Here is a 13,339-nt window from a genome sequence, read left to right on the forward strand (position 1 = left end):
ATAAAACTGTGCATTACTTATCCATAATCATATCAATTGCTATTATAATTAAAAAAAAACTGTAAACTCCTTTATCAACACTACTAAATAACAGTAAAGTAGCGCGCTTCAATATATATAACTATATCTCTTTCTTCTTAAAGGAGTCTGGCGTGATTAGCGTTTTCGACATGTTTAAGGTGGGTATTGGCCCATCCAGCTCTCATACTGTTGGTCCTATGAAAGCAGGCAAACAATTTGTCGATGATCTTGTAAACCAGGGAGTAATGTCCTCTATCACGCGTGTAGCTGTTGATGTATACGGCTCACTTTCATTAACCGGGAAAGGTCACCATACGGATATCGCTATCATCATGGGTCTGGCGGGTAATATGCCAGCAACCGTTGATATTGATTCAATTCCAGGTTTTATTCGTGATGTTGAGCTAACTCAACGTTTGCCACTGGCAAACGGTTTACAAGAAGTCGATTTTCCTCGCGATGGTGGTATGAACTTCCGTAGCGATAACCTATCACTGCACGAAAACGGCATGCAAATTCATGCGTTCGCGGGTGATAAAAAAATCTACAGCAAAACCTACTACTCTATCGGTGGTGGTTTCATTGTTGATGAAGAACATTTTGGCAAGCCATCCCAAGATACCAGACCTGTTTCTTACCCATACAGCTCCGCAGCAGAACTGCTGATGAACTGTAGCAAAACAGGTTTGTCCGTTTCTGGCTTGATGATGAAAAATGAATTGGATTTACACAGCAAAGAAGAAATCGCTGAGTATTTCGCGGATATATGGGCAACCATGCAAGCCTGTATCGATCGTGGCCTGACCACAGAAGGAGTTTTGCCAGGCCCATTACGTGTTCCTCGCCGCGCGGCAGCATTGCACCGTATGCTGACATCATCGAACAAATTGTCTAATGACCCAATGAATGTTGTTGATTTAATCAATATGTTTGCATTGGCCGTCAATGAAGAAAATGCCGCTGGTGGCCGGGTTGTTACAGCACCAACTAATGGTGCATGTGGGATCGTCCCTGCCGTTTTGGCCTATTACAACCACTGCATCGAGCCAGTAACACCGGAATTGTATACCCGCTATTTTCTGGCTTCTGGTGCAGTCGGTATCTTATATAAGATGAATGCCTCTATTTCTGGCGCTGAAGTTGGCTGTCAGGGTGAAGTTGGTGTTGCTTGCTCTATGGCAGCAGCCGGCATTGCCGAATTACTTGGAGCTAGCCCTGAGCAAGTTTGCATCGCAGCAGAAATTGGCATGGAACATAATCTTGGCCTGACTTGTGACCCTGTTGCAGGCCAAGTGCAAGTGCCTTGCATTGAGCGTAATGCTATAGCGTCAGTCAAGGCAATCAATGCTGCACGTATGGCACTACGCCGTACCAGTGAACCACGTGTTTCGCTCGATAAAGTCATTGAAACCATGTATGAAACTGGTAAAGATATGAACGCGAAATACCGTGAAACTTCACGCGGTGGCTTGGCAATAAAAGTTCAGTGTGACTAATATAAAATATCACTCATTCACTCTGTAATGAGTGATATTGTTGCCTATCTTTGCTACATCTACAATTTATCTGAAATAATATCCCTGCTATTTGGTTGGGATATTTTTTTGGCTGAAACGAATTACTAAAGTACATTATTTTCCATTTCGCGACAAAAACATCACAATTTTTTTATCAGAAAATTAATAAAATGTTACCGGAAACAGATATAAACACCAATTTATTTAAATAAAACAATATTAAAAAATAAAAATTTACAATAAATCAGAATAAAATCTTGTTTTAACCTATTAAAACAGTCAGTCTTAATTTTTCTGACTGATAGCAATTTTCTTGAAGGCTTCAAATGATAATCTAACGACATATTTTCTTATGTAACAAAATATAAAACCATGCGAAATGAAATTTTGAGATAGATTTTCGATACAGCTTTATATTCACAACTATCATATTCATTGATAGGAGATTCAATACATTAGAAATATTGAGTATGTGCTTGCAGTAGGTCTGAATTCAATTGTTAAAGAAAGGGGAAAACAAGTGAGTATAGCCATTATGATTGGCACACACGGGACTGCGGCAGAACAGCTGCTTCATACCACAGAGATGTTGATTGGAGAGCAAGAAAATGTTTCTTATATCGACTTTGTGCCCGGTGAAAATGCTGATACTTTATTTGATAAATACAATAAAAAACTGGAGTCGCTTAATACAGAACAAGGAGTTCTGTTTTTTGTCGATACTTGGGGTGGCAGCCCATTCAATGCCGCAAACCGTATCGTTGTTGATAAAGACAACTACGAAATCATCACCGGTGTAAACATTCCGATGCTTGTTGAAGCTTTCATGTGTCGTGACGATGATCCATCCATGGAAGAGCTGGTTTCTGTTGCATTAGAAGCTGGGAAAGAAGGAGTTCGGGCTCTTAAAACAGAGCAAGCCGAAGAGCCAGCTAAATCCGAACCTGTCAAACCAACCATTGCACCTGCCTCAGCGCCTACTGTGTCACCAACTACTGCTGCGGGCGGTCATATGAAGATTGCCCTCGCCCGTATTGATGATCGCCTTATTCACGGTCAAGTTGCCACCCGTTGGACTAAAGAAACTAACGTCAAGCGTATCATTGTGGTTAGTGATGAAGTTGCTCAAGATGCTGTTCGTTCGACTTTGTTAAAACAAGTCGCACCTCCCGGCGTCAGCGCCCACGTCATAGACGTTGCCAAGTGCGTGCGGGTTTACAACAACCCCAAATATGCTGGTGAACGTGTCATGCTGCTATTCACCAATCCAACAGATGTCCTGAGTATTGTAGAAGGCGGTGTAAATATCGAATCTATAAACATCGGTGGCATGGCTTTCCATCAAGGAAAAACCCAGATCAATAATGCTATTTCCGTTGATGGGACTGACATTGAGGCCTTTGAAAAACTGAACTCTCGTGGCATAGAACTTGAAGCCCGTAAAGTTGCCAGTGATACCCGTTTAAACATGATGGATCTACTGAAAAAAGTTTAAAAATAAAAACAAATGTCATTTTAATAGCCATTACTCAATAACAAAATTCTTACCAAATTACATTTGGTTACAGGAGAAAAACAATGGAAATTACCGTTGTTCAACTTGTGTTGATATTCATCGTTGCCTGTATCGCAGGTATGGGATCAATTCTTGATGAATTTCAATTTCACCGTCCATTGGTTGCTTGTACATTAGTCGGCTTGGTGCTTGGCGATATAAAAACAGGCATTATCATCGGCGGTACACTGGAAATGATTGCTCTTGGCTGGATGAATATCGGTGCGGCAGTCGCTCCCGATGCAGCACTAGCCTCCATAATCTCAACCATTCTGGTTATCGCGGGCGGGCAAAATGTTGGTGCTGGTATCGCACTGGCTATTCCTCTGGCAGCAGCAGGCCAAGTTCTGACTATCATTGTCCGTACTCTGACTGTTGGCTTCCAACACGCTGCAGATAAAGCAGCGGAAAATGGCAATCTGCGGGCAATAAGCGTTCTCCACCTTTCAGCATTAGTACTTCAGGCCATGCGTATTGCTCTGCCTTCACTGGCTGTAGCATTGTCCGTAGGAACATCTGGCGTCCAAGATATGCTGCATTCCATTCCAGAAGTTGTCACTACTGGCCTCAATATCGCTGGTGGAATGATTGTTGTTGTTGGTTACGCAATGGTAATTAACATGATGCGTGCGGGTTATCTAATGCCATTCTTCTACTTAGGTTTCGTAGCCGCTGTATATGTGCAAAACCTCGTTATACTTGGCATCGTTGGTGCTGTTCTGGCGATCCTGTATATCCAGCTTAACCCTAAATACAATCAATCACAGGTAGCCGCATCTGCTGGTAATACCCCGAATGACCTTGATAACGAATTAGATTAAGAGGATGAACAACATGTCAGAGTCAACAAACATGGGTCAGAAAAAACTGACACAAAGCGATATCCGTGGCGTCTTCCTCCGCTCTAGTTTATTTCAGGGCTCATGGAACTTTGAACGTATGCAGGCATTGGGATTTTGCTTCTCAATGGTACCGGCCATTCGCCGCCTGTATCCCGAAAATACGGAAGAAAGAAAACTGGCTATCAAACGCCATCTGGAATTCTTTAATACCCATCCTTATGTGGCAGCACCTATCCTTGGTGTCACCATGGCAATGGAAGAACAGCGTGCTAATGGTGCCGATATTGATGACGGTGCTATCAACGGGATCAAAGTCGGCTTGATGGGGCCACTGGCTGGTGTTGGTGATCCTATTTTCTGGGGTACCGTTCGCCCTGTTTTTGCTGCACTTGGTGCAGGCATTGCGATGAGCGGTAGCTTGTTAGGGCCAGTATTATTCTTCTTCTTATTTAACCTAGTACGTTTGCTGACTCGTTATTACGGCGTTGCCTATGGTTATAAAAAAGGAATGGATATCGTCAAAGATATGGGCGGCGGTTTCCTGCAAAAAATGACAGAAGGAGCGTCAATTTTAGGTCTGTTTGTGATGGGGGCCTTGGTTAATAGTTGGACCAAAGTCAATATCCCTCTCGTTATTTCCAAAGTACCTGATCCAACGACAGGTGAAATTAAAATAACGACTATTCAAACTGTTCTGGATCAACTACTGCCTGGTATTGCCCCACTTCTATTGACATTTGGCTGTATGTGGCTATTACGGAAAAAAGCAAACCCGTTATGGATTATTATCAGTTTCTTTGTTATAGGCATCGTAGGTTACCATTTTGGTTTTCTGGGCATAGCCAAATAATCAGATTGGCAAACATTTTTAATTAGAAATATTGGGGAGGAAAAATTCCTCCCCATTTATTGTAAGTTATATTATTGATTATAAAATCAGGGGATAAAATGAGCTTGAATGATATCATCTTGATGGTTTTGATTATATTAATGCTCGCTTTTGCGATTTATGATGAATTTATTATCAATCAGCTCAAAGGCAAAACGCTGTTAAATATTAAACTTAAAAGAAAACATCGGATTGACGCCCTGATCTTTATCATTTTAATTGCCATCATTATTTATAATAATGTTATATCGCAAGGTAACCCATTCACTACCTATTTATTATCATTTATCATACTGGTGACACTATACTTAGGTTATATTCGCTCACCAAAACTAATTCTTAAAAAATACGGTTTTTATCATGCCAACCGTTTTTTTTCTTATGAAAAAATCAAAGCAATGAACTTATCTGAAGATGGCATTCTCATGATGGATTTAGAGCAACACAAAGTATACATATCAGTAACAAATCTGGATGACTTAGAAAAAATTTATCAATTCCTTGTCAGCAATAAATAATTTCACTTATTTTAATACCAGATAGATAAGATCAATAACTTACATTGGTCTTATTTACCTCTTAACACAAATTTAGATAATGATAAGCATTATCATTTGTATATTTAAAATATAACAAAATATTTTTTGCCTTTTATTCTGAATATGATATTGTCCGCAGCAGTCATTGGGGAGTAGCCTGTTCCAGAAAATATCTGGAAAATTCGTATCAACATACTCGTTTAAAATAAAACGTGGTACGAATGACCAAATAACCTAATAAAATCTAGGTTTTTATGCTCTATAAATTTCAAGTTACAGTTCACAAAGCGGAAACTTGAAAGATAACGGGTATAAATTGGTTGGCAAGACCATAGACACATAACAGCACCATTGGTTGGGGGTGTGTTGTGTGGATATGGAATCACCCAACCGAGGCTATTTTGATGAATCTCTATGCAACACTTATTCTCGCATTCGCCCTTTCCATGGATGCTTTTGCCGCTGCCGTAGGAAAAGGAGCCACCCTTCACCAACCTCATTTCCGCGAAGCTATCCGCACAGGCATCATCTTTGGCTTAGTTGAAGCCTGTACTCCTTTAATCGGATGGTCATTGGGCCTGTATGCCAGCCAATACATTATGGAATGGGATCATTGGATTGCCTTTTCATTGCTGTTAATTCTTGGCTGCCGAATGATAATTGACAGTTTCAAGCATGAACCTGAAACTCCCTCTAAGGTCCCTCCTCAACGTCATAGTTCAGTGACGCTAGTGCTCACTGCTATTGCAACCAGTCTGGACGCGATGGCAATTGGTGTCGGCCTTGCTTTCCTGCAAGTTGATATTCTACATACAGCCATGACAATCGGCCTCATGACCATGATTATGGCTACATTAGGCATGTTAATTGGTCGCTATATTGGCCCGTTATTAGGCAAAAGAGCCGAGTTGGTTGGAGGATTAGTCCTAATTGCCATTGGCTTCAATATATTATTCGAGCATCTTAAATTATTTATGTATGCGGAATAAGCTATTATTTATGCCAGTGATCTGGAGTAATATATGCTTTCGTCTTTCAAGTGGTAGCTTTATTGGCTGAAATTTAAAATCCATTAAGCATAGTACGCACATAATTACGCCAGATCTACGATCTAATAAAAGTGACAGTAATCTTCTGATTATCAAATACGCCGATATACTTTTAACGTGAAATCTACTTCACAATTGAACTGTTCTTTCGAGATCAAATATGCTTTAACTTCTTCTGATGCCCGCCAAGCAAAAGGGGTCATCTGCAATAAATTATGCGCTTGCTCACCATCCAATGACATTGCATAAGCCAGCGTTTCAGTTGCAACTAACTCAAACTCACTCCAGTGCTCCTGATTCTCAGGATGTAAATGCACTTCCTGATAAATTAACTCCTTCAATTGATACAGATGGCGAGGACCTGGCGTTACCGTCAGAACGATACCATCCGTTTTCACCACCCTAGCCAATTCTGTTGCCTTGCAAGGGGCATAAATACGCAAAATACCATCCAATGAACTATCCGCAAATGGCAACCGATGGCTGGATGCTACACAAAAATTAACCGCAGGATAACGCTTGGCACCATAACGGACGGCAACTTTCGCCACATCCAATCCATACACCACCAAATCTTGATGAAGATTCAACTGCTCCTGAACCGCTGCTGTGTAATAACCTTCCCCACAACCAATATCCAACAAAGTATTAGCGCACTCTGGTAAATATTCGCTAAGTAATTCAATAGCTTTTTGTTGCAGTGCCCGATAATGGCCTGAATGCAAAAATGCCCTTCTTGCTTGCATCATTTCCACACTATCACCCGGCTCTTTTGAGCGTTTATGCTGAACGGGCAGCAAATTGACATACCCTTCTTTCGCACAATCGAACTGATGATTGTTTTCGCAATGCCATTGGGGGTTAGCAGATTGGGGGTTAGCAAACAGTAATGGTAAGTGGCATAAAGGACATTGATAAGACATAACATTCCGGCGGATAGGAAAAATCGGGGGCATACTATACCATGTTTTTAAAATCCAAACCTTGCATCCCACTATTTTGCTAAAGTGAAAAAATTGAATTGACTATTTTCAACACTAAAATTAGTGTTTTTCACTACCATAAAATAACAGCTTATTTACATTCGGAGAGTAAAATGCCATTCGATGATCTAGAAACCAAGCGGCTTCTGTTAAAAAAACTGGCTTATGACGATGCTATTCAAATTCAGCAAAAATTTCCTCATTGGGATATTGTCAAATACTTAGATAGCCGCGCAGTCTCTTGGCCTTATCCTGACGATGGTGCAGATTATTTTGTTAAAAAAGTGGCTCTTCCCGCAATACAATCAGGAAAAGCATGGATATGGTCTATTAGAGTAAAAAAACAACCTGATGAGTTAATCGGTGTGATCGGGTTATATGATAAACAAGATAACAATAGAGGCTTCTGGCTATCTCTGGAATACCAAGGCCAAGGATTAATGCGCGAAGCCTGTGAAAAAGTGACTGATTATTGGTTCCATGTGCTGGGACAATCCGTTCTCAGAACACAAAAAGCCAGTATTAACCAAGGCTCGAAAAAAATTTCATTGTCACAAGGAGCCAAACTGATAAAAGTAGAAGAAAAAGAATATGTCTCAGGAAGACATGATTGTGAATTTTGGGAAATAACCAAAGATGAATGGTGTCATAGGTAATAAGCCCATACTAAATCCACATATTTAATATCTATATCCTTCATCCATCGGATATATAGTCTCATAATTCCTGCACTTTCTGTTGAGGAAATTGGGCTTGTAGGAACGGAAGTAATAATAACCCGATCATTACTGCGCAGACAGAAATAGTAATAAATAAGCCCGTCCAATGATAATGTTCTAAAATAACGGCAAAAGGATAACCAGCAAGTGCAGCGCCAGTATAAGCAAAAAGACCAACAAATCCCGTGGCTGCTCCCGCAGAATCTTTATGTGAACATTCCGCAGCAGCCATCCCGATCAACAATTGTGGGCCAAAAACGAAAAAGCCAATGGTAAAAAAACCTATTGATTGAAAAATCAAATTAGTCATAGGCATTAACCATAAGGCTGCCACTGATAAAAAAATGCCCATCGCAAATATCAAGTTCATCGGCCCACGATTGCCACCAAATACTTTATCAGATCCCCATCCTGCAACCAGTGACCCCATAAATCCACCGACTTCAAAAAGCGATAATACCGCATTTGCACTCACTAAATCATAATGATGATATTCTGTCAGATAGACATTTCCCCAATCATTAATAACAGTACGGACGAGGTATACCAGAACGTAACTAAATGAAAGCAGCCAAATATACTTATTGCAAAAAACGTAAGTTTTCAGGATTTCTTTAGTCGTTAACCCTTGCCCTTGATTTTCGTGCACCTTTTCCAAATGATCATTACGAAATTGACCAATGGTCGGTAACCCCATTGTGGTGGGCTTATCACGTAATCGCCAACATAAAAATATTCCGGCCAAAATACCTAAGCAGCCCGGCACAATAAACCCTTCTCGCCAGCTAAAATGTAACGTCAAGAAACTGACAAATAATGCAATCAATGCACTACCTACATGATGTGAAGTATTCCATAGAGACCACCAAAAACCACGCTCTGAGCGAGAATACCAACTGGTGAGCAATTTAGCGCATGACGGCGAACCCCATCCCTGAAACCACGCATTTAAAATCCACAGAAAGGCAAACATCACAATCGAACTGGACAAACCAAAAAAGATATTAATAATCCCCGTGGCAATTAACCCTATTCCCATAAAATAACGCGGATTGGAGCGGTCAGAAATAATGCCGGAAAGGAATTTAGAGCAACCATATGTGATATAAAATAGCGTGCCAATAAGGCCAATTTCTGCTTTATCAAGGCCGAGATCAGTTATCATGGCAGGCACTGCATAATTAAAATTTTTACGGGTAAAGTAAAATAATGCATATCCTAGATAAAGGTTCAACATAATATGCAAGCGCCAGTAACGATACTGTTCTCCAATTTCTCCATCAGATAAATGCTTGTCATTTAGTGGCTTGGATTGCGAAGAAACTGTCATGTCCCTACCTTAAAATTTAGGCAAAATGATAGATAAATCCGTTCCCGAAGATGTCGAATCACCTTGTCGTTTTTCACCGTGAATGGATAATTTTCCACCGAGGGCCTGCACACGTTCCCGCATACCGCGTAAACCAAATCCTTTCATATGATCTTCGGCTTTACAGCCAATACCATTATCTTGAATCGATAAATGGATCATATCGTTGACAGAAAAATACAGTTCAATACGATCCGCTTGAGAATATTTCATGGCATTATTCAACGCTTCCTGACAAAGGCGATATAACGTAATTTTGGTTGTGTCACTTAGTTGCTCAATTGCCATAATTGAATCCGTTGTCCAATGAATTTCTACTGATATGCCATGAGATTCAAATTTCATATCCCGCAATAATTGTTCTATGGCTTCTTTCAAACCGAGATCATCAAGAATTTTAGGCCGCAGCCGGCTCAGCAACCCTTTAGTCGTATCGTAAATATTGAGGGATAATGACTCGATTGTTTTGGCACAATTAGCACTAATCGGTGCCACTTCTACCCGCTGAATAATATTGGCTTGTGTACGAATAGCGGTAATATTCTGACCAATTTCATCATGCAATTCACGTGCAATCTCCCGCCTTACCGATTCTTCCGCTTTCACCAATTGACGGGACAGACTGTGATTACAATGGAGTTGACGCTTTAACTGTGCATTGAGATCACGCTGACGTTGTACAGCCACACCCAACATAATCCCAGTAACCGTTTGAACCAACAGCGATAACAAGAGATCTGTGATCTCCATATTTGATACACCACTGCGCGCGGCAATCAATGCAATACTGTTCAGCAAAGTACCGACTACAGCACCTTGCCAGCCGTAACGAAAAGCCAATAAGATAATTGGAATGACCAGACAAAATGGAGCAAAATAACGCAATTCGTTCGGGAGGTTAACCTGAAGAAAAATATTTAGTACAAACAATAAAATATAAAGAACAACGTGTTTCAGATGAAACTGAATTCGATGTGATACAAGGTTAGCAGTCAGAGGAAGCCAAATATTTTGGAACAGGTAGTGCCATATTAAATAACACAAAGGAACCAACATGACACCGCCAGTTAAACTCACCAAGAATGCAATACTCAAAGCAGAATTATGGTTGCTTATCGCCAACACATTAATCATGGAAGTTACCAGAATTATGCCTGCCATAACTGCAAATCGCTGCCATTGACTTTGACTGCCACAATAATAATAGCGGGCAAACCAAACAAGCGGGAAACTGGCTATGCTGGCCGTTAATACAGTCAGCCATTGCGGTTGGCCCATTAAGAACGCCAAACAAATGGTAAGTTTCCATTCGGTGCCATAAATAGTCATCCAATAACGCTTGGGTGTATGAAGTGCAACACCGAGACGCAAGGCAAAAGGAAAAAATAAAATAGCCAATTCAGAGTCATTAACAAAATAGTATGCGATGACCCATAAGCAAAACCACCAACAAGAAAACAATAACCAGCCGCAAAATGAATTGATCAGATATCGACACATTAGAGATCACTAGTGGCAAAATAATTCGCTAAACCAACGTTATTCGTTACCCCTAATTTACTCATCGCATTGGCTCGATGGACATGTACTGTTTTATGACTTAATCCTAACTCAGCCGCCACAGCTTTAACGTCCATACCGCTAGCCAACATCTCCCCAACTTGTCGTTCTCTGTTAGTCAGGTGTTCCAATGAAGCCGGATTGCTCTTTGATGACGTTAAATTAAGTACAATGTCTGGCGTAAGATAGCAACCATTATTGGCGGTAGTACGCACAGCTTGAACCAACTCGTCTGGGCTGCAACGTTTACTGAGATAACCACGTGCACCAGCCTTCAACGCACTTTCCACCATGGTGGCAGAATCATGAACACTCAGCATAATGCAGTTAATGCCAGAAGGGAGATCTTTCAGTAGAGATAATCCACTTTCATCTTTCATCGAAATATCAAGAATGCAAACTGTTGCACCCGATCCTGGTAACCCTTGCCTGGCTTCAGCACATGAACTGAACTCACCCACAACTTCAATATCGGGTTCTAAATTCAGTAATTGAGCAAATCCCGAACGCACAACAACATGATCATCAACTAATGCTACTTTAATCATCATTATTTATTATCGAATTAAGAATCGGGCTAAACTACTCTTATTGATATAGCTTCGCAATAGTTCACAATAGACAATGGCTTGCGATAAATAGAAAGATGTAACATCAGGGTAAAAATTGATGAAAAAATGCTGCTGTGGGTATACAGCAGCATCAATATGTTTTTTCAGTATGGCTTAATGTACTTTTTTCGTTTTTCGAATTTTTCGCTCTTCCGCAATGGCTACGCAAGCAAGCAAGCTGAGGCATATAAATGCTGAAGTATCAAGGGCAACAAACGTTCCTTTCCAGCCAGTCAAACCAAAAATAGGCACGCCATCAGCAATCATCCCTAAACCAAGTTTGGCAAAACTGTCACCAATTAAGTAGGCAAAAGTTCCTTTGACGCCATCAGCCACACTGATTGCTTTTTTCGGTACAAAACCAACAGCAGCCACACCAATCAACAATTGTGGGCCAAATACCAGAAAACCAAGTACAAACAGCGATCCCAAATACATGAATTCAGTGGTTGCATGTTGATAGAATTCAAGACAGACAATAATCAAACTTAACGAAACACAAGCAACCAAAGCACGGCGACCATTCGCTAAATCTGACAGATACCCCCACATTAATGTGCCTATCAATGCCCCTATTTCGAACATGGTAAAACCTGTGATGGCGGTTTCTTTTGACTGCCCCAATACCTGATACGCATACACCGTTGACCACTGGTCAATACCAATGCGCACGATATAAAGGAAGATATTGGCAAAACAAAGTAGCCAAATGACTTTGTTTTTTAATACATATTCAACAAAAATCTCACGTTTGGTCATTTGATTTTCTTCCGCGGCGATATCTTCTTCGCTGACGGTTTCACCAAATAACTCTTCTACCTTACCCAAACCGTAACTTTCTGGCGAATCACTGCCATAACGTAATCCGATGAAGCCAATGATCAACGCGATAATGGCAGGGAAAATAAACATCCCTATCACATGACCATTAAAGAAATAGTGAGCACCAAAGAGGGCAACCCCAGCCGCAGCGGCACCACCTACATTATGTGACAGATTCCACAAACCCAAATAGGTTCCACGCTTATTACGGGGAGTCCATTTCGTAATGGTAGAGTAACTGGCAGGCCCACCTATACTTTGAAAAAAGCCACTCAATGCATAAAATGCCACCATCAAGAAAATACTGATGCTGGAACCTCCCATACTCATGCTAAACCCTAGCATGGCAAGGCCAGATAAGATCAACATAAATGGCAGGAATTGTTTGGTATTTTTGCCATCCGCATAGTAAGCAACGACAGTCTTACCAATACCGTAAGTAATAGAAAAACCTAGCCCTATCAAGCCCAACTGCGTCATCGACAGACCATAAGTCGAGATCATATCGTTTTGAGCTATGTTGAAGTTTTTACGCACCAAATACATAGCCATATAACCGATAAAAACCACCAAATACGACTGTATAAAGGGTTTGAACCACATTTTGCGGCGTACTTCCACTGGAAGATCCAGTGTCGGCTTACGAATTTGTTCTAAAATCTTAAGCATTTTAAATCCTTAGGTGATCACGAGAAAAAGCCTTTTTGAAGCAGGTGAAAATAAAAAGGCAAATCACAAGAAAGCGAAAGTTTTCGTAGATATAGTTTTTGTGGATATAATTTTTTATAGGTATGGTTATTACTGGACAGTTTAAAAAACTGGAGAGAAATTGGCTTGAGCCATGGTCTTAATTGAACTAGGAA

The 13,339-nt window shown here is 40.6% G+C and carries 12 protein-coding genes and 1 riboswitch; of the genes, 7 read left to right on the top strand and 5 right to left on the bottom strand.

Features of this window, described 5'->3' with window-relative positions; genetic code table 11:
• Positions 1-152: 152 nt before the first annotated feature.
• From PSI14_RS01205 to mntP, 6 genes are all read left to right on the top strand, one after another.
• Positions 153-1,517, top strand: a complete 1,365-nt coding sequence (locus tag PSI14_RS01205) for an L-serine ammonia-lyase (RefSeq protein WP_273574016.1) — start codon at positions 153-155, stop codon at positions 1,515-1,517.
• Between the two features lie 541 nt (positions 1,518-2,058).
• Positions 2,059-3,033: a PTS mannose transporter subunit IIAB gene (gene manX / locus PSI14_RS01210; RefSeq protein WP_273574017.1), complete on the top strand. Its 975-nt coding sequence runs from the start codon at positions 2,059-2,061 to the stop codon at positions 3,031-3,033.
• A gap of 83 nt (positions 3,034-3,116) precedes the next feature.
• The gene (locus tag PSI14_RS01215) at positions 3,117-3,914 is read left to right on the top strand and encodes a PTS mannose/fructose/sorbose transporter subunit IIC (RefSeq protein WP_273574018.1); all 798 of its coding nucleotides are present in this window, start codon (positions 3,117-3,119) and stop codon (positions 3,912-3,914) included.
• Between the two features lie 13 nt (positions 3,915-3,927).
• A complete protein-coding gene (locus PSI14_RS01220; protein WP_370688795.1) occupies positions 3,928-4,785 on the top strand; it encodes a PTS mannose transporter subunit IID in 858 nt (285 codons plus the stop codon).
• A 98-nt stretch (positions 4,786-4,883) separates the two neighbouring features.
• Entirely contained in the window at positions 4,884-5,342 is a 459-nt protein-coding gene (locus tag PSI14_RS01225) for a DUF986 family protein (RefSeq protein WP_273574020.1), read from the top strand.
• A gap of 156 nt (positions 5,343-5,498) precedes the next feature.
• Positions 5,499-5,624: riboswitch (yybP-ykoY riboswitch) on the top strand.
• 143 nt (positions 5,625-5,767) lie between these two features.
• Positions 5,768-6,352: a manganese efflux pump MntP gene (gene mntP / locus PSI14_RS01230; RefSeq protein WP_273574021.1), complete on the top strand. Its 585-nt coding sequence runs from the start codon at positions 5,768-5,770 to the stop codon at positions 6,350-6,352.
• Positions 6,353-6,504: 152 nt separating this feature from the next.
• On the opposite strand, the gene rlmA is transcribed toward mntP, so the two are convergent.
• A complete protein-coding gene (gene rlmA, locus PSI14_RS01235) occupies positions 6,505-7,335 on the bottom strand; it encodes a 23S rRNA (guanine(745)-N(1))-methyltransferase (protein WP_273574022.1) in 831 nt (276 codons plus the stop codon).
• Positions 7,336-7,508: 173 nt separating this feature from the next.
• On the opposite strand from rlmA, the gene PSI14_RS01240 reads away from it, so the two are divergent.
• On the top strand, positions 7,509-8,051 hold the full coding sequence (locus tag PSI14_RS01240; RefSeq protein ID WP_273574023.1) for a GNAT family N-acetyltransferase: 543 nt from the start codon (positions 7,509-7,511) through the stop codon (positions 8,049-8,051).
• A 61-nt stretch (positions 8,052-8,112) separates the two neighbouring features.
• Here PSI14_RS01240 and PSI14_RS01245 read toward each other — a convergent pair whose 3' ends face one another.
• The 4 genes from PSI14_RS01245 to uhpT form a co-directional block, all read right to left on the bottom strand.
• The gene (locus PSI14_RS01245) at positions 8,113-9,444 is read right to left on the bottom strand and encodes an MFS transporter (RefSeq protein ID WP_273574024.1); all 1,332 of its coding nucleotides are present in this window, start codon (positions 9,442-9,444) and stop codon (positions 8,113-8,115) included.
• Positions 9,445-9,453: 9 nt separating this feature from the next.
• Complete coding sequence (uhpB, locus tag PSI14_RS01250; protein ID WP_273574025.1) at positions 9,454-10,983, bottom strand: signal transduction histidine-protein kinase/phosphatase UhpB; 1,530 nt, start codon at positions 10,981-10,983, stop codon at positions 9,454-9,456.
• On the bottom strand, positions 10,983-11,591 hold the full coding sequence (uhpA, locus tag PSI14_RS01255) for a response regulator transcription factor UhpA (protein WP_273574099.1): 609 nt from the start codon (positions 11,589-11,591) through the stop codon (positions 10,983-10,985). The genes uhpB and uhpA overlap by 1 nt, the downstream gene beginning before the upstream one ends.
• 177 nt (positions 11,592-11,768) lie before the next feature.
• Positions 11,769-13,145 carry a hexose-6-phosphate:phosphate antiporter UhpT gene (uhpT, locus tag PSI14_RS01260; RefSeq protein ID WP_273574026.1) on the bottom strand — a complete coding sequence of 459 codons (1,377 nt, stop codon included), beginning with the start codon at positions 13,143-13,145 and terminating at the stop codon, positions 11,769-11,771.
• Between the last annotated feature and the right edge of the window lie 194 nt (positions 13,146-13,339).

The organism is Xenorhabdus anantnagensis (genome assembly GCF_028598555.1).
Classification (GTDB): Bacteria; Pseudomonadota; Gammaproteobacteria; order Enterobacterales; family Enterobacteriaceae; genus Xenorhabdus; species Xenorhabdus anantnagensis.

Bases quoted from the DNA above. Each gene is read 5' to 3' on its own strand.
- PSI14_RS01215 (WP_273574018.1), top strand. From the start codon at position 3,117: ATGGAAATTACCGTTGTTCAACTTGTGTTGATATTCATCGTTGCCTGT.
- PSI14_RS01220 (WP_370688795.1), top strand. From the start codon at position 3,928: ATGTCAGAGTCAACAAACATGGGTCAGAAAAAACTGACACAAAGCGAT.
- PSI14_RS01225 (WP_273574020.1), top strand. From the start codon at position 4,884: ATGAGCTTGAATGATATCATCTTGATGGTTTTGATTATATTAATGCTC.
- mntP (WP_273574021.1), top strand. From the start codon at position 5,768: ATGAATCTCTATGCAACACTTATTCTCGCATTCGCCCTTTCCATGGAT.
- rlmA (WP_273574022.1), bottom strand. From the start codon at position 7,335: ATGTCTTATCAATGTCCTTTATGCCACTTACCATTACTGTTTGCTAAC.
- PSI14_RS01240 (WP_273574023.1), top strand. From the start codon at position 7,509: ATGCCATTCGATGATCTAGAAACCAAGCGGCTTCTGTTAAAAAAACTG.
- PSI14_RS01245 (WP_273574024.1), bottom strand. From the start codon at position 9,444: ATGACAGTTTCTTCGCAATCCAAGCCACTAAATGACAAGCATTTATCT.
- uhpB (WP_273574025.1), bottom strand. From the start codon at position 10,983: ATGTGTCGATATCTGATCAATTCATTTTGCGGCTGGTTATTGTTTTCT.
- uhpA (WP_273574099.1), bottom strand. From the start codon at position 11,591: ATGATTAAAGTAGCATTAGTTGATGATCATGTTGTTGTGCGTTCGGGA.
- uhpT (WP_273574026.1), bottom strand. From the start codon at position 13,145: ATGCTTAAGATTTTAGAACAAATTCGTAAGCCGACACTGGATCTTCCA.